The 26,762-nt window shown below is 72.4% G+C and carries 27 protein-coding genes; 17 read left to right on the top strand and 10 right to left on the bottom strand.

The window, feature by feature from the left end; all coding sequences use genetic code 11:
• Nucleotides 1-2: 2 nt before the first annotated feature.
• Nucleotides 3-290, bottom strand: coding sequence for a hypothetical protein (locus tag ASF28_RS08620; RefSeq protein ID WP_082476061.1), 288 nt, complete (start codon nt 288-290; stop codon nt 3-5).
• 129 nt (nt 291-419) lie between these two features.
• On the opposite strand from ASF28_RS08620, the gene ASF28_RS08615 reads away from it, so the two are divergent.
• From ASF28_RS08615 to ASF28_RS08580, 8 genes are all read left to right on the top strand, one after another.
• The gene (locus ASF28_RS08615) at nt 420-1,034 is read left to right on the top strand and encodes a lysozyme (RefSeq protein ID WP_056090220.1); all 615 of its coding nucleotides are present in this window, start codon (nt 420-422) and stop codon (nt 1,032-1,034) included.
• Nucleotides 1,035-1,065: 31 nt separating this feature from the next.
• A complete protein-coding gene (locus ASF28_RS08610; RefSeq protein WP_056090217.1) occupies nt 1,066-1,578 on the top strand; it encodes a hypothetical protein in 513 nt (170 codons plus the stop codon).
• 37 nt (nt 1,579-1,615) lie between these two features.
• A complete protein-coding gene (locus ASF28_RS08605) occupies nt 1,616-1,996 on the top strand; it encodes a hypothetical protein (RefSeq protein ID WP_056090214.1) in 381 nt (126 codons plus the stop codon).
• 14 nt (nt 1,997-2,010) lie between these two features.
• The gene (locus ASF28_RS08600) at nt 2,011-2,214 is read left to right on the top strand and encodes a hypothetical protein (RefSeq protein WP_056090212.1); all 204 of its coding nucleotides are present in this window, start codon (nt 2,011-2,013) and stop codon (nt 2,212-2,214) included.
• Between the two features lie 85 nt (nt 2,215-2,299).
• Nucleotides 2,300-2,665: a PepSY domain-containing protein gene (locus tag ASF28_RS08595; RefSeq protein WP_056090208.1), complete on the top strand. Its 366-nt coding sequence runs from the start codon at nt 2,300-2,302 to the stop codon at nt 2,663-2,665.
• Nucleotides 2,666-2,693: 28 nt separating this feature from the next.
• Complete coding sequence (locus ASF28_RS08590) at nt 2,694-3,371, top strand: response regulator transcription factor (protein ID WP_056090205.1); 678 nt, start codon at nt 2,694-2,696, stop codon at nt 3,369-3,371.
• A 66-nt stretch (nt 3,372-3,437) separates the two neighbouring features.
• Nucleotides 3,438-3,875, top strand: coding sequence for an antitoxin Xre/MbcA/ParS toxin-binding domain-containing protein (locus ASF28_RS08585; protein WP_056090202.1), 438 nt, complete (start codon nt 3,438-3,440; stop codon nt 3,873-3,875).
• The gene (locus ASF28_RS08580) at nt 3,872-4,378 is read left to right on the top strand and encodes an RES family NAD+ phosphorylase (RefSeq protein ID WP_056090199.1); all 507 of its coding nucleotides are present in this window, start codon (nt 3,872-3,874) and stop codon (nt 4,376-4,378) included. Before ASF28_RS08585 ends, ASF28_RS08580 begins: the two co-directional genes overlap by 4 nt.
• On the opposite strand, the gene ASF28_RS08575 is transcribed toward ASF28_RS08580, so the two are convergent.
• Nucleotides 4,315-4,656, bottom strand: a complete 342-nt coding sequence (locus ASF28_RS08575) for a type II toxin-antitoxin system VapB family antitoxin (protein ID WP_056090196.1) — start codon at nt 4,654-4,656, stop codon at nt 4,315-4,317. The two genes, ASF28_RS08580 and ASF28_RS08575, sit on opposite strands and share 64 nt — an antisense overlap.
• Before the next feature lie 140 nt (nt 4,657-4,796).
• Between ASF28_RS08575 and ASF28_RS08570 the strand changes: the two genes are divergently transcribed.
• The 7 genes from ASF28_RS08570 (at nt 4,797) to ASF28_RS23250 (ending at nt 13,124) form a co-directional block, all read left to right on the top strand.
• The gene (locus ASF28_RS08570) at nt 4,797-6,218 is read left to right on the top strand and encodes a sensor histidine kinase (RefSeq protein ID WP_056090193.1); all 1,422 of its coding nucleotides are present in this window, start codon (nt 4,797-4,799) and stop codon (nt 6,216-6,218) included.
• 203 nt (nt 6,219-6,421) lie between these two features.
• Complete coding sequence (ccmI, locus tag ASF28_RS08565; protein ID WP_056090191.1) at nt 6,422-7,996, top strand: c-type cytochrome biogenesis protein CcmI; 1,575 nt, start codon at nt 6,422-6,424, stop codon at nt 7,994-7,996.
• Nucleotides 7,997-8,194: 198 nt separating this feature from the next.
• Complete coding sequence (ccmE, locus tag ASF28_RS08560; protein WP_056090188.1) at nt 8,195-8,734, top strand: cytochrome c maturation protein CcmE; 540 nt, start codon at nt 8,195-8,197, stop codon at nt 8,732-8,734.
• 46 nt (nt 8,735-8,780) lie between these two features.
• Nucleotides 8,781-10,784 carry a heme lyase CcmF/NrfE family subunit gene (locus ASF28_RS08555; RefSeq protein ID WP_056090185.1) on the top strand — a complete coding sequence of 668 codons (2,004 nt, stop codon included), beginning with the start codon at nt 8,781-8,783 and terminating at the stop codon, nt 10,782-10,784.
• On the top strand, nt 10,781-11,263 hold the full coding sequence (locus ASF28_RS08550; RefSeq protein ID WP_056090182.1) for a cytochrome c-type biogenesis protein: 483 nt from the start codon (nt 10,781-10,783) through the stop codon (nt 11,261-11,263). Before ASF28_RS08555 ends, ASF28_RS08550 begins: the two co-directional genes overlap by 4 nt.
• A gap of 161 nt (nt 11,264-11,424) precedes the next feature.
• Nucleotides 11,425-12,129 carry a DUF1007 family protein gene (locus tag ASF28_RS23255; RefSeq protein ID WP_056090178.1) on the top strand — a complete coding sequence of 235 codons (705 nt, stop codon included), beginning with the start codon at nt 11,425-11,427 and terminating at the stop codon, nt 12,127-12,129.
• The gene (locus ASF28_RS23250; RefSeq protein ID WP_056090176.1) at nt 12,120-13,124 is read left to right on the top strand and encodes a nickel/cobalt transporter; all 1,005 of its coding nucleotides are present in this window, start codon (nt 12,120-12,122) and stop codon (nt 13,122-13,124) included. Before ASF28_RS23255 ends, ASF28_RS23250 begins: the two co-directional genes overlap by 10 nt.
• 1 nt (nt 13,125) lies before the next feature.
• Here ASF28_RS23250 and ASF28_RS08535 read toward each other — a convergent pair whose 3' ends face one another.
• Nucleotides 13,126-13,716, bottom strand: a complete 591-nt coding sequence (locus ASF28_RS08535; protein WP_082476060.1) for a histidine phosphatase family protein — start codon at nt 13,714-13,716, stop codon at nt 13,126-13,128.
• A gap of 146 nt (nt 13,717-13,862) precedes the next feature.
• On the opposite strand from ASF28_RS08535, the gene ASF28_RS08530 reads away from it, so the two are divergent.
• The gene (locus ASF28_RS08530; RefSeq protein WP_082476059.1) at nt 13,863-14,915 is read left to right on the top strand and encodes a tyrosine recombinase XerC; all 1,053 of its coding nucleotides are present in this window, start codon (nt 13,863-13,865) and stop codon (nt 14,913-14,915) included.
• A gap of 193 nt (nt 14,916-15,108) precedes the next feature.
• Nucleotides 15,109-17,193, top strand: coding sequence for a YgiQ family radical SAM protein (locus ASF28_RS08525; RefSeq protein ID WP_443189717.1), 2,085 nt, complete (start codon nt 15,109-15,111; stop codon nt 17,191-17,193).
• A 130-nt stretch (nt 17,194-17,323) separates the two neighbouring features.
• Here ASF28_RS08525 and gltX read toward each other — a convergent pair whose 3' ends face one another.
• The 7 genes from gltX to ASF28_RS08490 form a co-directional block, all read right to left on the bottom strand.
• The gene (gltX, locus tag ASF28_RS08520; protein WP_056090170.1) at nt 17,324-18,670 is read right to left on the bottom strand and encodes a glutamate--tRNA ligase; all 1,347 of its coding nucleotides are present in this window, start codon (nt 18,668-18,670) and stop codon (nt 17,324-17,326) included.
• Nucleotides 18,671-18,680: 10 nt separating this feature from the next.
• Entirely contained in the window at nt 18,681-20,033 is a 1,353-nt protein-coding gene (locus ASF28_RS08515; RefSeq protein WP_056090167.1) for a hybrid sensor histidine kinase/response regulator, read from the bottom strand.
• 10 nt (nt 20,034-20,043) lie between these two features.
• On the bottom strand, nt 20,044-21,216 hold the full coding sequence (locus ASF28_RS08510; protein WP_056090164.1) for an FIST N-terminal domain-containing protein: 1,173 nt from the start codon (nt 21,214-21,216) through the stop codon (nt 20,044-20,046).
• 82 nt (nt 21,217-21,298) lie between these two features.
• Nucleotides 21,299-22,165 (bottom strand): hypothetical protein, encoded by an 867-nt coding sequence (locus tag ASF28_RS08505; RefSeq protein WP_056090161.1) that lies wholly within the window; start codon nt 22,163-22,165, stop codon nt 21,299-21,301.
• The gene (locus ASF28_RS08500) at nt 22,162-24,216 is read right to left on the bottom strand and encodes a glycosyltransferase (protein ID WP_056090158.1); all 2,055 of its coding nucleotides are present in this window, start codon (nt 24,214-24,216) and stop codon (nt 22,162-22,164) included. Before ASF28_RS08500 ends, ASF28_RS08505 begins: the two co-directional genes overlap by 4 nt.
• Nucleotides 24,213-26,084 (bottom strand): glycosyltransferase, encoded by a 1,872-nt coding sequence (locus ASF28_RS08495; RefSeq protein ID WP_056090154.1) that lies wholly within the window; start codon nt 26,082-26,084, stop codon nt 24,213-24,215. Before ASF28_RS08495 ends, ASF28_RS08500 begins: the two co-directional genes overlap by 4 nt.
• Nucleotides 26,081-26,755: a hypothetical protein gene (locus ASF28_RS08490; protein ID WP_056090152.1), complete on the bottom strand. Its 675-nt coding sequence runs from the start codon at nt 26,753-26,755 to the stop codon at nt 26,081-26,083. Before ASF28_RS08490 ends, ASF28_RS08495 begins: the two co-directional genes overlap by 4 nt.
• Between the last annotated feature and the right edge of the window lie 7 nt (nt 26,756-26,762).

Below are 26,762 nucleotides of genomic sequence, written 5' to 3'. Positions count from 1 at the left end.
CCTCAGTACGGGTAGCCGTAATACGGCGCTGGCCTGCGCCGCCCGTATCCGTCGTCCGGGCCGCCACGGACCGGGCGCCCGTAGCCGCGCGGCGCGCCGTAGGCCCCCGGGTAGCCATAGCGCGGCGGCTGGTAGTTGCCGTTGTTCACGCCGGCCGAGCGGTCGTTGCCGCTCTCCGTGGCGAACGGCGTCAGGCCGCTGCCGCTGCTGCTGTTCTGGGCCGTGGCGGCGCCCGCGCCCGCGAGCAGCAGGCCGGCGGCGGCACAGGCGACGAGGCGTGGTCGCGTCATGGCTGATCTCCCGGGCCCGAACCGGGCCCCGTCCTCGGATGAACTCCCCGAACGAACCGCCGGGCATGCCCTTCCGTTCCGCGCCTCGCCTCGCCGTTCCGCGTCCCCCCTCACAATCCGGAGTGTTCCATGGACCTCAGCGCCATCGGCAAGGCCGTGCTCGTCGCCCGCGAGGGGCGGCGCCTCCACGCCTACCGCGATTCCGTCGGCATCTGGACCATCGGGATCGGCCACACCAGCGCGGCCGGGCCGCCCCTCGTCACCCCCGCCCTCGCCCTGACCCCGGCCGAGTGCGACGCGGTGTTCGACCGCGACGTCGTCCGCTTCGTCGCCGCCGTGCGGGCGGCGGTGCGCCGCCCCATCCCGCAGCACAGCTTCGACGCCCTCGTGTCCTTGAGCTTCAACATCGGCCCGGCGGCCTTCGCCCGGTCCACCCTGGTGCGGCGCCTCGCCGACGGCGACGTCGACGGCGCGGCGCAGGCGATGATGATGTGGGACCGGCCGGCCACGCTGATCCCGCGCCGGGGCGCCGAGCAGGACCAGTTCCGCACGCCCTACGCCGTGGCTTTGCCCCGGGCCCGGCGCACGGACGCGACGCCCATCCCGGCCCCGGCCGCGCTCACCCCACCCCGTCCGGCGCCGCGCCGCACGGTGCCGCGCCTGCCCGCCGCGCCGCCGGCCGGGCCCGCACCGGGCTGGCTCGCCCGCATCTGGGCCGCCCTCGGCGGACGACCCCGCGCCTGACCTTTCCACGCCAACTCCGGAGACTCCAACGATGCCCCGTCTGTTCCTGCGGCCGACCCGCGCCGCCCTCGTCCTCGCCCTGATCGCGAGTCCCGCCGCCGCCGGCCTCGATCCCGCCAGCGTGATCGTCCCGTGGGGCGACGCCGTCGCGGCGGCCGCCCAGGCGGTCACCGGCCTCGTCCTGCCCCTGGCCGTCACCGCCGCCACGGCGGCCCTGGCGCGCCTGGCCGGGCCGCTCCGCGCCCTCGTCACCGCCACCCTGGTGGAGCGGCTGGTGCGCAACGTCGGCGACTACGCCGTCAATGCCGTGGCGGGCGCCGTGCGCGGGCGGACGCTCAGCGTCCCCGTGGGCTCGGCGGTCATCGCCCGGGCGGTGCAGCGCGGCCTCGACGAGGCGCCGGCCTGGCTCGTGCGGGCGGCCGGCGGGCGCGCGGGCCTCGCCGAGAAGGTTTTCCGCAGCCTGCCGCTCACGGAGGAGGCCACCGTCGCCAACACCCTGCGCCCGGCCCTGGAGGCGGGGCGGACGGGGCGCCCGACGCCCTGAGACAACGCGCGGAGAGGACGCATCGCGGAGGCGCATCATGGAGACGATCGCCCTCGAAGGCGCCCGCCTGCTGTTCTCCCATGACGGGGCCGGCTGGGTCGTCGCCGTGCTGCTCGGCCTCGCCTGCCTCCACCTCCACCGCGAGACCGTGCGGGCCCAGGAAGCCCGCATCGGCGACACCGGCGCCACCGCCACCGCCCTGGAGCGGGCCTCCCACACCAACGCGGCCGTGGCCGCCGCCCTGGAGAGCCGCACCCGGGTGCTGGAGGATCTCGCGCGCCTCGTGAGCGAGATGGCCCGGGCCGTCGAGCGCGGCGACGCGCGCACCCGCGAAAAACTCGACGCGATCCTGCGCCGCCTCGGCGAGGGCCGCCCCCTCATCCCCCCCCTGAAGGGCCGCCCCCCCATCCCCCCCTGACAGGAGATTCGCCCATGCCCCGCTTCCCCCTCACCGTCGATCCGGCCCGGAGCCGGGCGGCCGGCCTGCGCCTCGGCGCGGCCCGGCGGCGCTTCGACCTCTCCACCATCGCCCTTCGCCGGGCGGCCCTCGACCATGTCGACGGCGAGGCCCTCGTCAGCGCCACCCTGCGGGCGGCCCTGGAACGCGTCGCCCTCCCGGCCGGTCCGGGCCTGTGAGGGTCGACGTGGAACCGAACCGCGCCGGCTCCGCTTGCACCGGCATTCACGGCGCATTCAGTGCCCCCTCCCTATGCCAAGCGTCATGCGTATCTTCCTTGCCCTGCTGCTGATCGGCCTCGCCGTCGCGGGTTTCGCGACGGGCTCGATCGGCACGCAGGCCGAGGAGACCACCGGGGCCGCCATCATCGCCCCGGTGCAGGCGGTGCCGCGCCCCGACACCTGCCTCAACGCCGCCGACCTGCGCGAGGCCGTGGCCGACAAGCGGGTGATCGAGCCCGTGGCCGCCATCCGGGCCGCCCGCAAGGTCATTCCCCGCGCCGAGATCCAGCGGGCGCGCCTGTGCCGGCACGACGACGTCCTGGTCTATCTGCTCACGGCCTTGCGCCGGGACGGGCAGTTCGTCCACGTCATGGTCGATGCCACCACGGGCGAGATCAGCGGCCCCTGAACCCATCGCATTAGAGGAGTACGGGACCGTGCGTCTGCTCGTCGTCGAGGATGACCGGGACATCAACCGGCAGGTGGTCAGCGCCCTGGAGGAGGCCGGCTACGTCGCCGACAAGGCCTTCGACGGCGAGGAGGGCGGCTACCTCGGCGAGAGCGAGCCCTACGACGCCATCATCCTCGACATGGGCCTGCCCAAGGCCGACGGGGTCAGCGTGCTGCAGAAGTGGCGCCGGGCCGGCATCAAGACGCCCGTCATCATCCTCACCGCCCGCGACCGCTGGTCGGACAAGGTCGACGGCTTCGACGCCGGCGCCGACGACTACGTGACCAAGCCCTTCCACATGGAGGAGTTGCTCGCCCGCGTGCGCGCCCTCCTGCGGCGCGCCGCCGGCCATGCCACGAGCCAGATCGCCTGCGGCCCCGTGGTCCTCGACACCCGCTCGGGGCGGGTGTTCGTCGACGGCAACCCCGTCAAGCTCACGAGCCACGAGTACCGGCTGCTGTCCTACCTCATGCACCACACCGGCCGGGTGGTGTCGCGCGCCGAACTCACCGAGCACCTCTACGACCAGGATTTCGACCGCGATTCCAACACCATCGAGGTGTTCGTCGGGCGCCTGCGCAAGAAGCTCGCCGTGGACCTGATCCAGACCGTGCGGGGGTTGGGCTATCTCGTCGACCCGACGCAGCCGCCGCCGCGGGTGTGAGGCGCGGCGGCTTGTGCTCGGCTCATATGAGCCTCATATCTGTCTCAGATGAGACAGGAGCCCAGTATGGCCAGTGGAGCAGCCGTCGCCGACGTTCTCGGCTTCGAACGAGCGGGTTTCGGGGAGACGACGGAAGCGTCCGTCATCGCTCAGATCGTCGCGGGCTTGCCGATTGCATCGGTCGACCGATTGGCGTCCGCCGTCGCTCCCGACGACCGCGCCTTCGCATTCAATCTCGTCGCGCGCGCCACCCTCAACCGGCGCCGTGCGGAGGCGAGGGGCAAGCTGACCGCGCAGGAAGGCGCAAAGGTGGTGCGCCTCGCCAGGGTGTGGGCGATGGCGCGCGACGTCTGGAAGACGGACGCCGCCGCCCGCGACTTCCTGCACCGGGCTCATGCCCTTCTCGAAAACCGCCCGCCCCTCGATATCGTCCTTGAATCCGAGTTCGGTGGACCGCGCGTGGAGGCTGTTCTCGGCCAGTTGAAGTATGGCTCCGCGGCGTGAAGGGGCAGACCCTCGCCCAGGCGCGGAAAGCCTATCGGATCGGAGATCCCGATGGAGATCACAAGATCTTCGACGCGACGGGCTCGCGCCTCTTTCCGGGCCGCTGGAACACGCCCGCGAGCCCAATGATCTATGCGGCGGCCGATTACGCGACCTCCATGCTCGAAAAGCTCGTGCATGGCAGTGGCCAGTTGCCGCCGAACCAGCACTACGTCGAGATCCTGCTGTCAGCGGGTCTCACGTACGAAGTGCTGGCGCAACCTGCGGTGCCGGGTTGGGATCATCCGGATTGCCTCGCGTCCAAGGCCTTCGGCGAGGCTTGGCACAGGTCACGCCGGTCGCTGTTGCTGTTCGTCCCGAGCGTGGTCGCACGGGTGAGCCAGAACATCCTCATCAACCCGGAGCATCCGGATTTTTCGAAGATCACCGTGGGGGACCATCAGCCATGCTGGTGGGATAGCCGTCTGTTTTCCGCTGCGCCCGAGTCCGGTCTGGTGTCGTAACCACCACGGATCGTGTTTGCATCGTCCGGCAACACGGTCAGACATGTCACGGCGAGACCGTCGTAGAACGCCTTGTCGGCGTCGAGCCCCGTCGCCGGGCGGGAGAGAACGCGCTCCTGGATCGGCCGAATCCGCTCCCACAGGCTCAGCGTCCCGTCCTCGCGCTGCAGTTCGTTGCCGACGGCGAGCTTGATCGCCTCATCGGCGGAAAGGCCCCTGCGCGCGGCCAGGGTCCGGACCAGCTGCTCCGTCTCGGGATCGTGGATGTCGAGGCTCATCGTCGAATCTCCGTTCGGATGATGTACAGACGGAACGCGTAACCTTTCAACCGTCGCGCGCGGTGACCAGACCCCACGACGGGACCCGCATGAACCTCGCCCCCGCATGAACTTCGCCCCCGCATGAGCCTCTTCTCCGCATGAGCCCGTTTCCCGCCTGGCTTCCCCTGCGCCGGGGCTCCATCGCCGTGCGCCTCGCCACCTCCGCCCTGCTGGCGAGTTCGGCGATCCTGCTCATCGCCGCCGGCATCCTCACCACGCTGTATCGCGAAAACACCGAGCGGGCCTTCGACAGCCGCCTGCTCGTCTACGCCAACAACCTCGCCACCGACCTCGTCTCGCCCAACGATCCCGAGAGCCGGTCCTTCACCTTGAGCGATCCGCGCTTCGACCTGCCCCTGTCGGGCTGGTACTGGCAGATCGGCCGTCCCGACGCGAAGCCCCGCGACCTGCGGACCTCGCGCTCCCTCGTCGGCGTGCCGCTGAAACCCGCCAGCACGCCCGACACCCAGGCGGGGGTCGGCCAGATCCGCCAGGGCTACGGCCGGGCCCAGGACGAGCGGCCCCTGCGGATCATCGAGCGCGACGTCGATCTCGGCGAGGAGGGGCGCTACACCGTGCGCGTCGCCGGCCCGGCCGACGAGATCGCCAACGATGTCGGGCGCTTCCGCTTCTCCCTGATGGTGACCTTCGGGCTGCTCGGCCTGTCGCTGGCGCTCACCACCCTGCTGCAGATCCGCTTCGGCCTAGCGCCGCTGGCCAAGCTCCGCAACGCGCTCGGCGCCATCCGCCGGGGCGAATCCGACCGCATCACCGGCGAGTACCCGCGCGACATCGCGCCCCTCGCCGGCGAGGTGAACCTGCTCATCGAGACCAACCGCGAGATCCTGGAGCGCGCCCGCACCCAGGTCGGCAACCTCGCCCACGCCCTGAAGACGCCGCTCTCGATCATCGTCAACGAGGTGGGCGCGGCCGACGCCCCCGGCGACCTCTCCGCCAAGATCCGCGAGCAGGCCGCCGTGATGCGCGATCAGGTGAACTATCACCTCGACCGGGCGCGGGCGGCCGCACTCGCCGGAACCCTCGGCACCTCCACGGAGGTCGAGCCGGCGCTGGCCGGGCTGGTCCGGACCTTCGGCAAGATCTACCGCGATAAGGACATCGCCTACGCCGTCCACGTGCCGCCGGGACTGCGCTTTCGCGGAGAGCGCCAGGACTTCGAGGAAATGATCGGCAACCTCGTCGACAACGCCTCGAAATGGGCCGCCGGCCGGGTCTCGATCCGGGCCGAGGCGGTGGCGGAGGACGATTATCCCCACCTCCTGGTCTCCATCGAGGATGACGGGCCGGGCCTCGCCCCCGAGGACCGCGCCGCCGTCCTCGGTCGGGGCCGCCGCCTCGACGAGACCAAGCCGGGCTCCGGCCTCGGCCTCTCCATCGTCGCCGATCTCGCCGCCCTCTATCGCGGCCGGTTCCGCCTGGAGGCGGCGAGCCTCGGCGGACTTCGCGCGGTGATCGAGGTCCCGGGCGACGCCCCCGCCGGCGCCGCGCCGCACGCCTGAGCAGGTTTTTATCGCAGAACCGGGGACCCCTTCTGCGAAACCTGCTTAGGGTGAATCCCGTCCCGGCTGCCATTTGCCAGTCCGCTTCACACGGTTAAGGTCGGCCGCGCGCCGTCCTTCGCGTGACACCGTGTCACCGGAAGTCCGCATCGTAGGAGCCGGAGCGTGGCCTTACATGCGGGCGCACAGTATCTCGAGGCGTGATGACGGCACTCTGGTTCATTCTGGCATTCATGACCGGCGCGGCGGTGCTCGCCCTGCTCTGGCCGATGTCGCGTCGGGCCACTCCGGCGCCGGCGGCCGGCACCCTGGACACCGAGACGGGGTTCTACGAGGACCAGCTGCGCGAGATCGAGCGGGATCTGGCGCGCGGCCTCATCGCCCCGCCCGAGGCCGAGGCCGCCCGCACGGAAGCCGGCCGGCGCCTGCTGCGGGCCAACCGCGCCGGCGTGCCCGTCTCCCCCGGCATGGCCGAGCCGGCCCTGCGCCAGCGCCGCGCCGCCTCCGCCTTCGCCCTCTCGACCATTCCCCTCGTGGCCCTCATCGCCTACGGGCTCTACGGCTCGCCGCACATGCCGGCCCAGGGCGCCGCCGAGCGGCAGGCGGCCGAGACCGGCGGCCAGGACCTGCTCAACGCCATCGGGCAGATCGAGGCGCGCCTCGCCAGCAATCCCACGGACGGGCGCGGCTGGGCGGTGCTAGCCCCCGTCTACATGCGGATGGGCCGGTTCGACGACGCGGCCCATGCCTACGAGGCCGTCGCGCGCACCCTCGGCGAGACCCCGCAGCGCCTGTCCGACTGGGGCGAGGCCCTCATCGCCGGCAACAACGGCGTGATCTCGCCCCAGGCCAAGACTCTGTTCGAGCGTGCCGTCGCCCTCGACGGCACGGCGGCCAAGCCGCGGTTCTACCTCGCCCGCGCGGCCGAGCTCGACGGCGACATTCCCCTGGCGATCCAGCGCCTCACCGCCCTCGCCGAGACGGCGCCCGCCGACGCGCCGTGGCTCCCGGTGGTTCGCGACAACCTCGCCCGCCTGAAGGGCGAGGCCCCCCCGAAGCCCGAGGCCGCACGGCCCGGCACGGGTGCGGCGCCGGAGGCGGGCGCGGCCGCGTCCCTCCAGGCGATGCCGCCGGAGGGCCGGAACGCCGCCATCCGCAGCATGGTCGCCGGCCTCGACCAGCGTCTGTCCGAGAAGGGCGGCACGGCGGACGAATGGCTGCGCCTCGTGCGCTCCCTCGCCGTGCTCGGGGACCGCGACGGGGCCGCCGGGGCCGTGGTCCGGGCGCGCACGGCCCTGGCGTCCGACGCGACGGCGCTCCAGGGCCTCGACGCCCTGGCCGGGGAATTCGGCCTGTCCAAGGAGGCCGGTCCACGGCCCGACGGGGCGGGCAAGGCGGAGGGCGAAAAGTCCGATGCTGCCAAGTCCGATGCTGCCAAGTCCGATGCCGTCAAGTCCGGTCCGGGCGAGGCCGCGAAGGATGCGGGTCAGGCCGGCACCGAGGCGGCGGTGGCCGCCGTGAAGGCCATGCCGGCGGCCGAGCGCGATGCGGCCATCCGCGGCATGGTCGCGGGGCTCGACCGGCGCCTGGCCGCCAAGGGCGGGACCATCGACGACTGGCTGCGCCTCGTGCGCTCCTACGCCGTGCTGGGCGAGCGCACCCAGGCGCTCCAGGCCCTCGACCGGGCGCGGATGGCCCAGAGCCCCGAGCCCCAGGCGAAGGAGCGCCTCGACGAACTCGGGCGCGAACTCGGGCTGAACGCCCAGCCCAGGCCCTGATCGAAGGGCGTCCCGACCCCGGACCGCCGCTGAATCGGGTTTGCCCCTGACAATCGGTCCCGGCCGCCGACCTTGACCCGGGCGGCGGAGCGTCCGACACCGTTCCTTACGCTCATTCCAGAGACGATCACGTCCGCCGGCGACGGAAAAGCCCGCCGCCGGCGCCCGTGACGCCCCAACCGAGACGGGACAACCCGCGTGACCCGCAAGAGCCGCCGCCTCATCCTCATCAGTGCCTGCGGCGCCGTGCTGGCCCTGGCGCTGGGACTGATCCTGTCGGCCATGAGCGGGTCGATCGTGTTCTTCCGCTCGCCGACGGAGGTCGCCGCCCAGGGCGTGGCACCCGGCACGCGGTTCCGCCTCGGCGGCCTCGTCAAGGACGGATCGCTCCAGCGCGGACCGGACCAGACTGTGGAGTTCGCCGTGACCGACACCAACGCCACCGTGACGGTGGCGTATCGCGGCCTGCTGCCCGACCTGTTCCGCGAGGGCCAGGGCATCGTGGCGGAGGGCCGCCTCGAGCCGGGCGGGCTGTTCCGCGCCGACACGGTGCTGGCCAAGCACGACGAATCCTACATGCCCCGCGAGGTCGCCGACGCCCTCAAGGCGCAGGGGCGCTGGCAGGAGGGCAAGGGCATGGTCGACAAGCCCAACCCAGCCAAGCCCAACCCGGCCAAGCCCGCCGACGCCAGCACGGCCCTCACGGACAAGACGCTCGGACAGCGCAGCGAGCGATGATGCCGAGACTGTCCCGCCAAGAATTTTTCCGGAAGGACGCCACCCCGTGCTGATCGAAGTCGGCCACTTCGCCCTCGCCCTGGCGCTCGCCCTCTCCCTCGTCCAGGCGGTGATGCCGGTCTGGGCCGCCCGCTCGGGCGACCGGGCCCTGCGCGCCGTGGCGACGCCGGCGGCTCTGGGCACCTTCGCCTGCATCCTGTTCAGCTTCGGGGCGCTGACCTACGCCCACGCCACCTCGGACTTCTCGGTCCAGAACGTGGTCGAGAACTCGCACACGGCCAAGCCCTTCCTCTACAAGCTGTCCGGCGTGTGGGGGAACCACGAGGGCTCGATGCTCCTCTGGATCCTCATCCTCGCCCTGTTCGGGGCCCTGGTGGCCGTGGCGCGGGACTCCGTGCCGCCGACGCTGAGGGCCAACACCCTCGCGGTGCAGGGCCTGATCACCTTCGTGTTCGTGCTGTTCATCATCACGACCTCGAACCCGTTCGCCCGCGTCAGCCCGGCCCCACCCGAGGGCAACGACCTCAACCCGCTGCTGCAGGATTTCGGCCTCGCGATCCACCCGCCGCTGCTCTACGTCGGCTATGTCGGGTTCTCCATCACCTTCGCGTTCGCCATCGCGGCCCTCATCGACGGGCGCATCGACGCCGTCTGGGCCCGGGCCGTGCGGCCGTGGACCCTCACCGCCTGGAGCTTCCTGACCCTCGGCATCGCCATGGGCTCGTACTGGGCCTATTACGAGCTCGGCTGGGGCGGCTGGTGGTTCTGGGACCCCGTCGAGAACGCCTCCCTGATGCCGTGGCTCGCCGGCACGGCGCTGCTGCACTCCACCGTGGTGATGGAGAAGCGCGACGCCCTCAAGGTCTGGACGGTGCTCCTCGCCATCCTGACCTTCTCGCTCTCCCTCCTCGGCACCTTCATCGTGCGGTCCGGCGTGCTCACCTCGGTGCATTCCTTCGCCACCGACCCGACGCGCGGCATCTTCATCCTGGCGATCCTGATCCTGTTCATCGGCGGCTCCCTGACCCTGTTCGCGTGGCGGGCGCCGATGCTGCGCCAGGGCGGGCTGTTCGCGCCGATCTCCCGCGAGGGGGCGCTCGTCATGAACAACCTGTTCCTCGCCGCCGCCTGCGCCACGGTGTTCGTCGGCACCCTCTATCCGCTGCTCCTGGAAATGCTCACGGCGGAGAAGATCTCCGTGGGTCCGCCGTTCTTCAACTACACCTTCATCCCCCTGGCGATCCCGCTGCTGCTCATCGTCCCCTTCGGCCAGACCCTGGCGTGGAAGCGCGGCGACGTGCACGCCGCCGCCCAGCGCCTGTTCGCGGCCCTCGCCTTCGCCCTGGTGGTGGGCCTGGCCACCCTCGCCTACACCTGGGGCGGCCCGATGATGGCTCCCGTCGGCATCGGCCTCGGCGCCTACCTCGTCATCGGCTCCGTCCTGGAGATCGTCTCGCGGGCGCGGGGCTACGGCGCCAGCCGGACCCGCAGGGCCTCCGTGGTCTGGCGCCGGGCCATCGGCCTGCCGCGCTCGGCCTGGGGCACGGCGCTCGCCCATGCGGGCGTCGGCGTGGTGGTCCTCGGCATCGCCGCCCAGGGTTGGGCGACGGAGGGGCTGAAGACCCTGAAGCCCGGCGAGTCCCTGACCTCGGGCCCCTACGTCGCCACCCTCGACCGGGTCGGCCCGCGCATGGGCGAGAACTATTCCGAGACCACGGCCTTCCTCACCATCCGCAACACGGCCGGCGACATGATCGGCACCGTGGAGACGGGCAAGCGGTTCTACCCGAGCCGCAAGATGACGGTGACGGAATCCGGCCTTCTCACCGTCGGCGTCAGCCAGGTCTATGCGAGCCTCGGCGAGGTGATGCCCGAGGGGGCCATCGGCCTGCGCCTGTACTCGAAGCCCCTGGTGCTGCTGATCTGGCTCGGCGCCGTGGTGATGGCGCTCGGCGGCGCGGTCTCGCTCACCGACCGGCGCATGCGGGTCGGCGCCCCGGCCAAGGCCCGGACGAAGCCCCTGCCCGCCGGCATGGCGGCGGCGGAATGACCGCCCCCCGCCTCGCCCTCGCCCTGCTGCTGGCCCTCGGCTCCGCCGGGGGCGTCGTTGTCCCCTTCGGCGGGGCGCGCGCGGTGCAGCCCGACGAGGTGCTGAAGGATCCGGCCATGGAGGCGCGGGCGCGGGAGATCTCGGCGGGTCTGCGCTGCCTCGTGTGCCAGAACCAGTCCATCGACGATTCCGACGCGCCCCTGGCCCGGGACCTGCGCGTCATCGTCCGCGAGCGCCTCCAGGCCGGCGACACCGACCCCCAGGTCGAATCCTACGTGGTCGGGCGCTACGGCGAGTACGTGCTCCTGCGTCCGGTCTTCGCCGCCCACACCCTGCTCCTGTGGCTGACGCCGCTGGCCGCCCTCGGCCTCGGGATCTTCGGCCTGTGGCGCCTGTCCCGCCGCCGCGCCGGGCCCGCGCCGCAGGGCCTCAGCGCCGCCGAGGAAGCCGAGATCGCCGCCCTGACCCGGCGGGATTGAGCGGCCGTCGACGGACGACGCGCCGGGGCCGAGGACCGCGACGCCTCGCTTTCGCCCCACTGAACCGGAATGGATGAGGCCGGCCCACGCTCGGCAAAGCCCAACTTGGCGAAGGGCGTCGTTTACGCTTTCTTCACCACGACCCGCGAGCGTCCCGTGCCATGCCGACCGCTCTGCCCAAACGCTTCCTGACCGGTCTCGCCGCCCTGGCCGCGGGTGCGGCCCTCGCCCGTCCGGCCGAGGCGCATCCCCACGTCTGGGTTACGACCAAGGCCGAGATCGCCTACGGCGAGGGCGGGCGCGTCACCGGCATCCGCAACGCCTGGACCTTCGACGCCTCCTACTCGGCCTTCGTGGTCCAGGGCCTCGACACCAACGGCGACGGCGTGTTCTCCCCCGACGAACTCTCGTCCCTGGCCCGCGAGAACACCGCGAATCTGGCCGAGTTCGGCTACTTCACCAAGCTCAAGGTCGCGGGCAAGGAGCAGCTCTTCGCCGATCCCACCGAGCCGCGCATGGCCATGGCGGACGGCAAGCTCACCCTCACCTTCCTGCTGCCCCTCAAGGCGCCCGTGGCGCAGGGGCGCGGGGTGACGACCGTGGAGGTGTACGATCCGACCTACTTCGTCGCCTTCGGCCTCTCCGACGAGGCCGACGCCGCCCGCCTCACGGGCGCGCCGGCGGGCTGCGCCGCCTCCCTGACCCGGCCGAAGCCGGACGCGGGCAAGACGGCCGATGGCAGGACGCCCGATGGCAAGACGGCCGATGCCAAGCCCGGCCTGTCGGAGGCGTTCTTCGAGGCGCTGACCGCCTCGGCGAATTACGGCAGCCAGTTCGCCAACCGGATCATCGTCGCGTGTCCGTAGGCGCCGCCGTGGCGGCACCGCCGCCGGGGCTCCTCGGCCGGCGCCTGATCCTGGCCGCCGGCGCGACGGCCCTGGCCGCCGCCCTCCTCACCGGCCTCATGCTCGTCCTCGGACCGGACGTGGCGGCCCCGCCGCCGCGCTCGCCGTTCGGCATCGGCTTTCGCGAGGCGGCGCCCTCGGCCACCGGCCTCGGCGGCCGGGTCCTGGCCCTCCAGGCGAGTTTTTCCCGCAGCCTCCAGGGCGCGCTCCAGGGCATCAAGGCCGGCGGCGCCTGGGGGCCGATGCTGCTGCTGGGCTTCAGCTACGGGGTGTTCCACGCCGCCGGCCCCGGCCACGGCAAGGCAGTCATCGCCGGCTACATCGTCGCCGGGGAACGCACCCTCGCCCGCGGCTTCTCCCTCAGCTTCGCCGCAGCCCTGCTGCAGGCCGTGGTGGCCGTGGCCATCGTCGGCATCGGCAGCCTGCTCCTCAACGCCACCGCCGCCGGCATGACCCGGGCCGGCACGCTCATCGAGACCGCGAGCTTCGCCCTGGTGGCGGCCCTCGGCCTCGCCGTGACCTGGCGCAAGGCCGGACGCCTCGCCGCCCTCGGGCGCGAGGCGGACGCCTGCGGCCCGGGGTGCGGCCACGTCCACCTCACCGACGGCGCGGCCCTGGCCCGCCTCGGCACGTGGCGCGAGCGGGCCGGCGTGGTGCTGGCCGCCGGCTCGCGCCCCTGCGCCGGCGCGATCCTCATCCTCGTCTTCTCGGTGTCCCAGCACATGCTGTGGGCCGGCATCGCCGCCACCTTCGCCATGGCGCTGGGTACGGCCCTGACCACGGGCGTGCTGGCGAGCGTCGCCGTCTTCGCCAAGGCCCTCGCCCTGCGCCTGGCCGGCGGCCGGGGCACGGCGGGCACGCGGGCGGTGGCCGCCCTCGAACTCGTGGCCGGCGCCTTCGTGCTGGTGCTCGGCATGGCCATGCTCACCGGCCTCGCCTTCGGTTCGGGCGGCTGATTCAGGCCCGCCGGGTGATCCGGTCGGTGCCGAGGTCGAGTTCGACGGTCTCGCAGTTGTCGAGCCACACGCCGGTGAGGTGGTAGAAGAACGTGCCGTGGCCGACCACCGCGATGGTGCCCTCGGGCCGCGCCGCGAGCCAGTCGCGAAACGCCGCGACGCGGTCGTCGAACAGGGTGCGGGGCTCGACGTGGATGCCGTCGGCATCGGGCTCGCCGCCTTCGTGCCACCAGATCTCGGGCAGGTGATCGACGGCGACGTCGGGGAACTCGGCGGCGAGCACGGAGGCGGCGCGGCCCATGTCGCAGCTGCTCTCCTGGCACTCCCGGTGCAGCACCTCGACGAGGATTTTCGGCTCGGCCGGATGGCCCGAAAAGATCCCCTTGGTGGTCTGGATCGCCCGGGTCAGGGGCGAGGTCACCACGAGGTCGAAGGCGATGTCGTGGAGATCGGCGCGGGCGGCCGCGACCTGGGCCTGCCCCCGCTCGGTCAGGCGGGCATCGATGTGGCCGGGGTCGCGCCCCGTGAGGCGGTGGGCGGCGTTGAAGGTCGATTCGCCGTGGCGGATGCAGACGATGCGCGTCGGGGTCATGGGGGTCCGATGTGGAGGGCGGGGGTTAGGGCCGAGATAGGCGGCCGGCCCCATGGCGGAAAGGGCGGCGTCGCACCGCGCCCGTGAACGGAGCCTCAACCAAGAGCGCGTTGAGTGGGCGGCCAACGCTCAGGATGGCCGCGCCGATGCTCCAGCCCACGCCGCCCCCGCCGGACGCCCCCCCCGACGCCTCGACCGTCCCCGACGCCTCGACCGTCCCGGACACCTTGGCGTTCCCCGGCGACGCCGCCCTTCAAACCGCGTTCGGCACCTGGCAGGACGAATTGCTGCGCGAGCGCCGGATGGCCGGCAACACGGCGGAAGCCTATGCCCGCGACCTGCGTCAGTTCCTCGCCCACCGCCAGGCCCGGCACGGCCGCCCCGACATTCCCGGCCTCGTCGCCCTGAAGCCCCGCGACCTGCGCGGGTTCCTCGCCGCCCGCCGGGCCGAGGGCATCGGCGGGCGCTCGCTCATGCGCCAGCTCGCCGGCCTGCGCTCGTTCGCCCGGCACCTCGCCCGCGAGGGCCACGGCACCGTGGCGGCGCTGGGCGCCGTGCGCTCGCCCAAGGTGGAGCGCCGCCTGCCCCGGCCGATCCCCATCCCCGCGGCGAAAGCCATGACCGGCACGGCCCTGCGCGACGGCGAGGATCGCGAGCCCTGGATCATCGCCCGCGACGCGGCGGTGATCGCGCTGCTCTACGGCTCGGGGCTCCGCATCTCCGAGGCGCTGGGCCTCGCCGCCAGGGACGCGCCGGGGCCGGGCACGGAGTCCATCACCGTCACCGGCAAGGGCGACAAGATGCGGATGGTGCCGGTGCTGCCCGCCGTCCAGCAGGCGGTGGCGGCCTACCGCGCCGCCTGCCCCTACAGCCTCGACCCGGAGGGACCGCTCTTCGTAGGGGCCAAGGGCGGCCCGCTCTCGCCCCGGATCATCCAGTACGCCGTCGCGTCCATGCGCGGCGCCCTGGGCCTGCCGCCGAGCGCGACGCCGCATGCCCTGCGCCACTCCTTCGCCACCCATCTGCTCGGCCGCCAGGGCGAGCTGCGGGCGATCCAGGAGCTTTTGGGCCACGCCTCCCTGTCGACGACCCAGCTCTACACCAAGGTCGACGCCGCCCGCCTCATGGACGCGTTCGACGCCGCCCATCCGCGGGCGGGGACGGTACGGCGGGTTTCGGGAGGGGCTTCAGGATTGTGAGCTGACGCTGGGTCCTGCCCGGAGCCGACCCGACCCCGCCGTTCAAGCGTCCGCCCCCGACGTCCGTGAGGGTACGTGAAACAGACCCCGCTGCGGACCGAAAGCCGGTCTCAGCCGCTGGGGTGAGGTCGCGGCTCCCGGCCACCCCGCTCTTCGTTGAGCTCGCGGCCTGGGCGGTCTATGGACAGCCCCCATGGACCTCCAAGATTCCCGCCTCCAAGATTCCCACCTCCAGGCTTCCGCGAGCCGATCCCCGGCTCCCCTCGCCTGCAAGCCCCTCGCCTGCAAGCCGCCGCGTCCCGGGAAGGCGGCGCCGTTCCTGCCCATGAGCCGTGCCGAGATGGACAGGCTCGGGTGGGATTCCTGCGACATCGTCCTGGTGACGGGCGACGCCTATGTCGATCATCCGAGCTTCGGCATGGCCATCATCGGCCGCCTGCTCGAAGCGCAGGGCTTCCGGGTCGGCATCATCGCGCAGCCCGACTGGCAATCGGCGGAGCCGTTCAAGGCGCTCGGCCGGCCGACGCTGTTCTTCGGCGTCACCGGCGGCAATCTCGATTCGATGGTGAACCGCTACACGGCGGACCGGCGCCTGCGCAGCGACGACGCCTACACGGCGGGCGGGGAAGGCGGCGCCCGCCCGGACCGGTCGACCATCGTCTACACGCAGCGCTGCCGCGAGGCCTACAAGGACGTGCCGATCATCCTCGGCGGCATCGAGGCGTCGCTCCGCCGCATCGCCCACTACGATTACTGGTCCGACAAGGTGCGCCGCTCGATCCTGGCCGACGCCAAGGCCGATCTGCTCCTCTACGGCAATGCCGAGCGCGCCGTCGTCGAGGTGGCGAACCGCCTCGCGGCCGGCGCGGCGCCGCACGAGCTCGATTCCGTCCGGGGCGTCGCCCTGTTCCGCCGCGTGCCCGGGCACTACACCGAGCTGCCCGCCGACGATCTCGATTCGGCCGACGAGGCCGCCATGCGCCGCCCCGGCGACACCGTGATCCGGCTCCCCGCCTACGACGAGGTCAAGGACGACAAGGAGGCCTATGCCCGCGCCTCGCGGGTGCTGCACCGGGAGGCCAACCCCGGCAACGCCCGCCCCCTGGTCCAGCGCCACGGCGACCGCGACCTGTGGCTGAACCCGCCGCCGATCCCGCTCACCAGCGAGGAGATGGATTCGGTCTACGACCTGCCCTACGCCCGCGCCCCCCATCCCGCCTACGGCGACGCCAAGATTCCCGCCTGGGATATGATCAAGTTCTCGGTGACGATCATGCGCGGCTGCTTTGGCGGCTGCACCTTCTGCTCCATCACCGAGCACGAGGGCCGCGTCATCCAGAACCGCTCGGAAGGCTCGATCCTGCGCGAGATCGAGCTGATCCGCGACAAGACGCCGGGTTTCACGGGCGTGATCTCGGATGTCGGCGGACCCACCGCCAACATGTACCGGATGGCGTGCAAGGACCCGAAGATCGAGGCGGCGTGCCGCCTGCCGTCCTGCGTCTTTCCGGACATCTGCCCGAACCTGAACACCTCGCACGACGACCTGATCCGGCTCTATCGCAAGGTCCGCGAGGTGGAGGGCGTCAAGAAGGTGATGGTCGCCTCCGGCGTGCGCTACGACCTCGCGGTCCGAAGCCCCGAATATGTCGAGGAACTCGTGACCCACCACGTCGGCGGCCGCCTCAAGATCGCGCCGGAGCACACGGAGCGCGGCCCCCTCGACCTGATGATGAAGCCGGGCATCGGCACCTACGACCGCTTCAAGGAGATGTTCGACGCCGCCGCCAAGAAGGCCGGCAAGAAATACTACCTGATCCCGTACTTCATCGCGGCGCATCCGGGCACCACCGACGAGGACATGATGAACCTCGCCGTCTGGCTCAAGAAGAACGACTACCGCGCCGATCAGGTCCAGACGTTCCTGCCCTCGCCCATGGCGACGGCCACGACCATGTATCACACCGAGATCAATCCCCTGCAGGGCGTGCGGCGTGGCGGCAGCGAGCCCGTCGACGCGATCAAGGGGATGCGGCAGCGCCGCCTGCACAAGGCGTTCCTGCGCTACCACGACCCCGAGAACTGGCCCCTGCTGCGCGAGGCGCTGCGGGCCATGGGCCGCGCCGATCTCATCGGCCCGAGGCCGGACCAGCTCATTCCGTTCTCGCAGCCGCCGGGAACGGGTTCAGGCGTGGGCAAGGGGCATGGCCAGCCGCGATCCGGGCGCCATCCGGGCGCGCCGCGTTTCACCACGAAGGGTGTGCCGCTCGGGAAGTGACGGTTTCACGCGCCCGGCGACCGACTGTTCCGAGGGTGGCTTTCGGGGAGTTCCACGTCCCGAAGCGGACACACCGAAAGCCGTCCATCCCGGTCCTTCACCGTGACCACCGAGGCTTCGATCCCGCCCCCTAGGCCAACCGCTCCAGCACCCGCGCGCGGCCGATGAGGGGCAGGAGCCCGGCGAGATCCGGCCCGTGCTCCAACCCCGTCAGCGCGAGGCGTAGGGGCATGAACAGGGCCTTGCCCTTGGCGCCCGTGCGCGCCTTCACGGCGCCGGTCCAGGCCTTCCACGTCTCCCCGTCCCAGGGCTCGGCCGGCAGCAGTTCGACGGCCGTCGCGATGAAGCCTGCATCGGCGATCACCGGCGCGACGGGGCCGGTGACGACGCGCCACCAATCCCCGGCCTCGGCGACCTTCGCGAGGTTGGCCCGGACGGTGAGCCAGAACGACTCCATCACGGCCTCCGGCACGCCCAGCGCGCCCAGGCGCCCGCGGACCTCCTCCACCGGCATGGCGTGGATGAGCCGGGCGTTGAGGCCGTCGAGCTCGTGCGGATCGAACTTGGCCGGCGCCCGCGAAATGTGGGCGAGGTCGACCAAGCGCGCGAGTTCGTCCAGGGACGGCACCGCCCGCACGGCCTCGGCCGAGCCCGTGAGGACGGCGAGCGAGCGCACGGCCGCCGGCTCGTAGCCGGCTTCGCGCAGGCCCCGGAGCGACAGGTGGCCGAGGCGCTTCGACAGCCCCTCCCCGTCCGCCGTGGTCAGCAGGTTGTGGTGGCCGAAGACCGGGACCGGATATCCCAGCGCCTCGAAGAGTTGCACCTGCACGCCGGTGTTGGTGACGTGGTCCTCGCCCCGGATCACGTGGGTGACGCCGAGATCGGCGTCGTCGACCACGGAGGGCAGGGTGTAGAGGTAGGAGCCGTCGGCCCGGATCAGCACGGGATCGGACAGGGAGGCGCACTCGACATGGGCCTCGCCGCGCACGAGGTCGGTCCACGAGACCGTGCGCGGCTCGAGCTTGAACCGCCAATGGGGGGTGCGCCCCTCCGCCTCCAGGGCGGCGCGGTCGGCCTCCGTCAGGCTCAGCGCCGCCCGGTCGTAGATCGGCGGCTGGCCGCGCCCGAGCTGGCGCCGGCGCCGGCGCTCGAGCTCGTCCTGGGTCTCGTAGCAGGGATAGAGCCGCCCGGCGTCCTTGAGGCGTTGGGCCGCCGCGTCGTGGATCGCCGCCCGGTCGGACTGGCGGGCGCGCAGGTCCGGCACGATGCCGAGCCAGGCGAGATCGGTCTCGACGGCGTCGGCGAATTCATCCGTCGAGCGCTCGCGGTCGGTGTCGTCGAGGCGCAGGAGGAAGCGCCCGCCGCGGGCCCGCGCGAACAGGAAGTTCAGCAGGGCCGGCCGGGCATTGCCGAGGTGGAGGTAGCCCGTGGGCGACGGCGCGAAGCGGACGAGGGGCGTGGCGTGATCGGTGGTCATGCGCGACCGTCTAGCAGGCGGCCGGAGCCGAGGAAAACTCCGCGCGCGCCAGCAGGGCGGTGAGCAGGGCCCGCAATTCCGCCGGCCGGGTCGGCTTGTGGACGAGTTCGGCCCCCATTGCCGCGACTTCGGCCGCGATCGCGGCACCGTGGTCGGCGGTGGTGACGATCACCGGCAGGGGCCGCCCGGTCGCTTGGCGAAAATGCTCGGCGACGGCGAGGCCGCAGGCGCCGTTGTCGAGGTGGTAGTCGAGGATGAGCAGGTCCGGCACCGGACCGGCCGCCCGCGCCCCGGCGAGATCGCGCACCACCACCACCTCGGCGTCCCAGGTGCGCAGGAGGCGGGCGAGGGCGTCGGCCGTGGCCGGGTCGTTCTCGACGACGAGGATCTTGGCGCCGGTCAGGCGCGTGACGACCGGGCTGACACGGATTTCGGCGTCCGGCAGGGCCGGGCTGAGCGGGACCGTCAGGCTCACGCGGGTGCCGTGGCCGGGGCGGGAGGCGAGGGTCAGGGGATGGAAGAGGGCCGTCGCCATGCGCTGGACGATGGCGAGGCCGAGGCCGAGGCCGGGCTCGGAATCCATGGTCTCGGCCGCGCCGCGATAGAATTCCTCGAACACCAGGGCGCGCTCGGCCGGAATGATCCCGCAGCCGGTGTCGATCACTTCGATGCGGGCCGCGGCGCCCCGCATCCGCACGGCGATGAGCACCCCGCCGGAGGACGTGTAGCGCAGGGCGTTGGAGACGAGGTTCTGCACGATGCGCCCGAGCATCACCGGATCGCTCGCCACGACGCGGTCCGGGCCGCGCACGTGCAGGCGCAGGCCCTTGCCCGCGGCGCTGCGCTGGAAGCTCGCGGCGATGCCGGCCAGGAGATCGGACAGGCGCACGGGCCGGATAACGGGGCGCACCACGCCGGCATCGAGCTTGGAGATGTCGAGGAGGGTCTTGATCAGGTCCTCGATGGTCTGCAGCCCGCGCTCGATCTGGCCCGAGATCGCCCGCGCATCCGGGGTCAGGGGCATGTCGGCCAGGGCCGAAGCCGAGAGGCGGGCGGCGTTGAGGGGCTGGAGCAGGTCGTGGCTGGCGGCGGCGAGGAAGCGGGTCTTCGAGCGGTTGGCGGTCTCCGCCTCTTCCTTGGCCGCGACGAGGGCCGCGTTGGAGCGCTCCAGGCTGTGCATCAGCCCGGTCAGTTCCTCCGTGCGCGAGCGGACGCGCCCCTCCAGCATGATCGCCGTCTGGAACAGCGAATAGGCGCTGCCCTGCTGGTCCATGCTGCGCTCGACATGGGCCATGAGCGCGGCGTTGATGCGCTCGAGCTTGGCGATGCGGCGGGCGCCGTCGGAATCCGGGGCCGCGCTCATGGGGCGAAACTCATCGGGATGAACGCCGCCCGATGGCGATCCCCGTAAGCGTCTGGTTGAGGTGCATGGCGCGGTACTGTTCGCCGTAGGTCTCGAAGCCGACGACGTCGTAGCGCCGGTAGAGGTCGCAGATGCCGTGGCGATTTTGCGCGTGCTCGGCATCGAGGCGGCGCAGGATGCAGTCGAAGCCGATGACGAGGTCGATGCCGCCGAGCTGCGCGTCGAGGCGTTCGAGCTCGGCCCGGGTGGTGGCGACGATGTCGCGCGGCCGGGCGAGGGTGAGCACCACGCCCTCGTCGATGGCGCAGAAGAAGCTGAGCGAGCCGTCCTCCGGGTCGAGGCGCCGGATCGAGCGGCAGAAATACTCGCCGCCGATCCGCACGGCGAGCGGATAGGCGGCAAAGCTCATGGGCGTCAGCCCTTCCGGGTCGAGCCCCACCGCCATGGCGTATTCCCGCGCCGCCGGCTCGGCGTTGAGCTCGTAGACGATGCGGCGCTCGTCGTCGGAGGCCGTCACCACGAACTTCGTCGTCGTCGGCTCGAAATTGTCGCTCTTGAAGATCTGAGTCGGGTAGGCGGTCTCGACGAGGAGCAGCACCGCCGCCCGCCGGTGGATGGCGCCGCCGTGCAGGAGCGTCGCCTCGCGAAAGTCGAGGCCGTCGCCGGCCGAGCCGCCGACGAGGGGAATGCCGTCGAGGGCCCAGGCGATGGCCGAGACCACGGTCTCCTCGGCATTGGCCAGCCCGTCGATGAGCGAGAGGGCGAAGCGCCCGCCCGGGGGCGGTTCGCCGGCCTCCCCGCCGAGGGTGCGGCGCAGGGCGCGGACGGCGGCGGCGGTGCGGGCGACGTCGAGGTGGTCGATGGCGTCGAGCACCGCCGAGACGATGCGAAAGCCGGCCACCGGAAATGCGATGAGGACGAGGCCGCGGGCCAGGCCCCCGGCCGGGCTGATCCCGCCCGACATGGTGCAGCCGGCGACTGGCACCGCGGGAAAGTGCTCCGCCAGGGCGTGATTGAGGGTCTCGACGCAGTAGTCGGACGAGAAGAACACCACGATCTGCGACAGGTCGGCCGACCCGATGGCGGCGGCGAGGTCGGACACGGCCGCGCGGGCTTCGGACGCGTCCGTCCAGGCCGTCCGGATTCCGCACAGATGCGTGCGCACCTGCGTGCCGTGGCTCACGCTTCGCTCCCGTGGTGGGGAGGGACGTTTCGCCCCTCCGAAGCCGACTGTGTCAGTCCGCCCTGACCGCGGCAAGCGCGCCTCAGGGGACGGTCTCGCGAACGGAGAGGCCGCCGCCCCGGCCGATGGCCCGCAGGTGCGGCCGCTCGGGCACGAGGTCCCAGAGCCGGGCTTCGGCGTAGCGCAACAGCACCGTGCCGTCCGCGCCGGGCCCATGGAAGCAGTGCTCCAGGGCGAGGATCGCGGTCGGGCGCGGCGGATGGGGCCGCGCGGCGGTGTCGACGTCGAGGGTGACGGCGTCCTGGGCCCCTTGCGAGAACCCCTCGATGGATTCGACGAGGGCGGCGGTCTCGGCCCCGTCGAGGGTCAGGACGAGGCAGATCCGGGGGGCGTGGTCGGGGCAGGCCGTCACGGGGACGTCGCGCCGCAGGGTAAGGGCGAAGCGCGGCCCCCGTTGGGAGGGATAGTCCCAGCGGTGCGCGGCGCGCACGCCGGCGAGCGCCACCCACTGGTCGGGATCGGACGCGGACGGGGCGGCGATGCGGCCCTCGGGCCGCCCGTCCTGGCGGTAATGCAGCAGGGGGTTGATGCCGGCCCGGCCGACATCGGGGTAGCGGGCGAGGTACATCAGGGTGCTGAAGGCAGGGCTCGGATCGAGGCCGGCGGCGGCGCCCGCACGCAGGTAGTGCCGGATGGGGTCGAGGCGGGCCGGTCCGCTCTGGCGGCGGTAGAACGCCGTGTCGAAATCCGCGTTCGGATCGTAGGCGAGGCCGACGCCGCGGCGGACGTAGTGGAGGTACGGGTCGACGCCGGAGCGGGCGACATCCGGATAGGTCGCCCGGTAAAAATCCGCGTCGAACAGGCGGGGGACCCGGCCGATGGTGAGCCGGCGAATGGCCTTCGTGACGCTCGCGACGATGCGCTGGCGGGGGGTGGGCTTTGTGCTCATGCGAAGGTCGGGGCCTCGCACAGGCGCCGCAGGGTTTGCGCGTAGGCGGCGGGATCGCATTCCGCTCCGATCCGGGCGAGGCCCGCCCGCTGAACCGCGCTCCAGAGGGCCTCGTCCGTGTGGAGGTTCGCCAGGGCCCCGGCGAAGCCGGCGGGATCGCGCCAGTCGCGCACGAGGGAGCCGGTGCCGTCCGGCCAGCCGATCTGTTCGGCGAGGATCGGCGTGACCACCCCCGGCAGGCCCCGCGCCACGGTCTCGTGGACCTTGTGCGGGATGCCGGCGGCGAACCGCGTCGGGGCCAGCGACACGCGGGCGGCGTCGAGGACGGGGCCGACATCCTCGACCCGGCCGAGGATGCGCACGCCGGCGCCGGCGAGGCGCTCGCGGATGGAGGGCGCCACGGCGCCGACGACGGTGAGGTGCACCTCCGGCAGGCGTGTTCGAAGGAGGGTCCAGACCTCCGCAAAGAACCAGTCGAGGGAATCGATGTTGGGCTCGCCCTCGCGGGCGAGGGACCCGAGGAAGACGAAGCCGTTGCGGGCGGCGAACCCCGGCGGGGTGCCGTGCGGGGACAGGGCATGGCCCAGCACCGTGGCGTTGGGGACGCCGTGGGCCCGCAGCACCCGCGCCTCGGCCTGCGAGACGCAGACCACGTGGTCGGCCACGGCGAAGTGGCGGACTTCGCGGGCGCACGACCGGGCCAGGGCGGGGCCGTCGGCCGGGGCGACGGACAGCGCGTCGGTGACGAAGGTGCGAAGCGCAAAGACCGCTTCCGAATCGAACACCACGCGGGAGCGCCCGACATCCCGGGGGGTGAGGCCGAGGTCGTGCAGCACCCGGCAGGTCCGGTCGATGTTCGGCGGCCGGCTGACCCACAGCACGTCGTAGTAGCCCGGCCGTTCCTGAACGAGGCGGCGCAGGCCGTCTTCGCCGCAGGGCTCGACGATCTCGATGCGGGTGGAGAGGTCGCGGTAGAGCCGGCCCGGTTCCTCGCGCTCGCCGTGGATGGAGCAGAGGGTCACGGCGTAGCCGAGGGCCGCCATGGCGTTGAGGATGTGATTGGCGCGCGGCAGGCCGGCGCCGAGGTCGAGGTGGGGCGCACGATCCTCGACGTAGAGGATGCGCAGGGTCCAGGGATCGTGGTCGCGGGCGGCGAATCCGGTGCGCTGCGGTCCCTGCCCGAACAGCCAGGCGGCGTGGCGGTCGCGAAAGCGCGCGCGGTTGCGGTCGAGGAGCTGCTCGACGTCGTCGCGCCGGGCGCTGGTGACGTTCTCCACGTGGATCGCGATGGCGCGCGGCTGATAGATCACCCGGCGACCCGCCTGATGGCAGCGCACGCACAGGTCCGTGTCCTCGAAATAGGCCGGCGCGAACAGGTCGTCGAACCCGCCGAGGGTCGTGAACAACCCGGCCTCGATCATCAGCACGGCGCCCGAGACGTAGCCGACCTCGCGGGCGAAGGAGGCTTCCGCCGCGAACGGATCGGCTCCGCCGCGGCCATACGGATGGGTGGTCTGGGCGTCGTCGTGGAAATTCGCGCCGGCTTCCTGGAGCAGGCCGCCCGGAAACACGAGGCGGGCACCGGCGATGCCGACGGCGTCGAACTCCCCGAAGGTGTCGAGGAGGGCGCGCAGGGCGCCGGGCATCAGGTCGACATCGGGGTTGAGGAACAGGAGATGCCGTCCGCGCGCCAGGGCCGCCCCGGCGTTGCAGGCGGGGCCAAAGCCGATGTTGTCCTCGTTGAGCACGATGGTGGCGCCGTCGATGCGCCCGAACAGGGCGCGGGTCTCCGGATCGGAGGCGTTGTCGACGACAATGACCTCGAACGAGACGCCGGCCAGCTCCTGCCCGGCGGCGAGGCGGTAGAGGGTCCAGGCCAGCATATGGCGCGCACCGCGCGCGACGAGGACAATGGAGACCTGCGGGTCCGCCTCGGCGCGGTACCGGATGCGGACATCGTTGAGGAACAGGGCGTTCCAGACGAGGGCCGCCTCGGCAAGCGCGGCCTTGCGGCCGGCGGGGGCGTCCACGGGTTCGAAGGGCGGCGTCATGCTCGGCGACCCGCGCCGGGCAGCGTGACGCGGCCGATGAGGTCGTCGTGCAGGACGAGGATCACGCTGTCATTTGCCGGCAAATCTGCACCTTCCACCGTGAGGCTCGCGGGGACGGGGGCGAGGTCCGTGCGGGTCCGGCCCACGAACGGCAGGGTCTGCGTGAGCCCCAGGGGCGCGACGGCGCCGAGGGTCAGTTCGCGGGCGTCGTCGGGCCCGATCAGGAAGGCCGCGCCCGGATGGCGGCCGACACCGAGGTGGCTCGGCAGGGCGAGGGCGACGGTGATGCGCTTGGGGCCTGCGCCGACGGGGCGCGCCTCGGCTTCCCAGTCGGGTCGCGCCGTGGCGATTGCCATTGCCAGGGTGGCGCGGAAGGCCGGCGGCAGCCGGTGACCGCGGACCCATTCGGGCGCGAGGGCCAGTTCGGCCCCGGCCAGGCCCAGCGCGACGTCGGTGGCGATGCCGGTCGCGATACCGGTCGACGGGCCGGCGCCGGCACGGGCGAACCAGCATCTCCGCTCGGGTGCGTAGGGGCCGGCGCCCGGCGGGGCGGCGCGCTCGGTGGCGACGAGGACGCCCCGTTCGGACTCGTCGCGCTCGGCCGTGCTGAGGCCGGTGACGCAGGTCAGGGTGCCGCCGGGCAACGCCTGCGTCAGGGCGTCGACGCGCGCAGCCTCCGGAGGGGCACTGTTCGGGTTCGGCTCCGCCCCGTCCCCCGGCCGGTGCAACAGCGCCAGGAGGGCGTCCTCCGCCGACAGGGTCACGGTATTGTAGTCGGCAAAAAGTCCCGCACAGGCCTCGGTGAGATTCGCGAGGCCGGCCGGATCGTCGCGGAGGGCGAGGACCTGTGCCTTGACCTCGGCGACGGTCCCGCAGCGATGGGCCGGCACGCGCGGCGAGAACCCCTCGAAGCCGATGCCGGTGCCGATGACCGGCATGCCGAAGGACAGGGCCTCGGCGACCTTCATCTTGAGGCCGCTGCCCATGAGCATCGGGGCGACGACGAGGTCGACACCATCGTAGAAGTCCTCCAGCCGCTCGACATAGCCGGCAAACTCGACGCCCGGTCGCGGCGCTTTGCCGAGGCCGGTGCAGATCTCGCCCGCGATGACGAGGGTCGGATTGCCCGGAGCCCAATCGGCGCTCCAGGCCTCGGCGAAGCGGCCGATGGAGAACAGGTTCGGATCGTTGCCGTGGCCGATGAAGCCGATCCGGGCGAGGCGCCGGCGCGCGCGGAACGGCCGGCGCGCCGGGAAATGCGGCGGCAGGAGATGGACGCGGGCGCGGGTGGCTTTGGCGAAATGGGCCGCCTCCTCGGCCTGGATCGCCAGCACCAGGTCGGCCCGGTCGAGGCCCGCCGCCTCACCGGCCGCGTCGGTGTAGAAGAAATTCGGCTCGGCCCGGAACGGGCGGTACTGGGCCTGCCGGTCGGCGAAGCGGTCGTGGGTGTCGATGAGGGTGAGGATGCCGGGCGGCACCGCCTGGAGGCAGCGCGACAGGAACACGTAGTTGACGAGGACGGCCCGGGTCTCGGGGTGGGCCGCGCAGTACCACGCGACGAAATCCCCGACTTCATCGGGGCACCAGTCGTCGAGGCCGAAATGGTGCGCGCGGGTCTTGAGGGGGATCGCCGCCTTCGGCTCGATGCGGAACGTGCGCTGGAAACCCTCGGCCATGGCCGCCGCATCGGTGGGCGGGTGCTGGCCGAAGCGGCGGTAGATCTGATCCTCGTGGGCGAAATAGGCGAGATCGACGGCAAAGCCGCCCCGCGTCAGGGATTCGCACGTGGTCACGAGGCGGCGCCGGTTTCCGGCACTCGTGGGGAAGGCCGGCATCGGCGCGACGACGAGGATGGTCGGCCGGGTCATGATCGCACCTCGGCGGCGACGATCTCGCCGGGCCAGACCAGGAGGGCAGCCTCGGCCGGGCCTTCGGGGGGCCCGCCGGCCTCGGCCAGATCGAGGACGGCGCGGGGCTCGGCGCCGAAGCTCAGGCGGGCGCCCGCGACCCGGAGGCAGCGCCACCGGGCGCCCGCGCGCAGCACGAGATAGCCCGGAACGCGGCTGCCCGTCAGGATCGCACCGGTCTCGCCCGTCGGGGTGAGACAGGGCCTGGGGCCGGACGGGTTTTCACGGGATTCCGCGAGGGCGGACAAGGCGCCCCCGAGGAGCGGCAGCATTCCGGCCAGCGGCGCGAGGGTCGCGGGCGTGAGGGCACCGAGCACGGCCGGGCACAGGGCCGCGCGCGCGGCCGGATCGAGGTCGGTGCCCGCCTGCACCGGCGGCACCGTCACGGCGAGATCGTGAAAGTGCGTCTCGACGGTGAGGCTCTCGGGGGGCGCGTCCGCCGTGAACACGATCAGCGCCGCCGGGTCCGCCCCGCTCGGGCCGAGGCCGCAGAACGCCCAGGTCAGGAGGTGTCCCCCGCGGAGGCGCAACGGAATCGGCAAGGCGGTGGACAGGGGATAGCGCACGACGAACAGCCCCTCGCCCACCGCGAAAAGCTGCCCGGCGACCCGCCGCTCGGGAAGCTCACTCATGCGGAAC

The organism is Methylobacterium sp. Leaf99, from assembly GCF_001422375.1.
Classification (GTDB): domain Bacteria; phylum Pseudomonadota; class Alphaproteobacteria; order Rhizobiales; family Beijerinckiaceae; genus Methylobacterium.
Note: the sequence above shows the minus strand (reverse complement) of the source record. Positions and strands in the feature narration are given on the sequence as shown.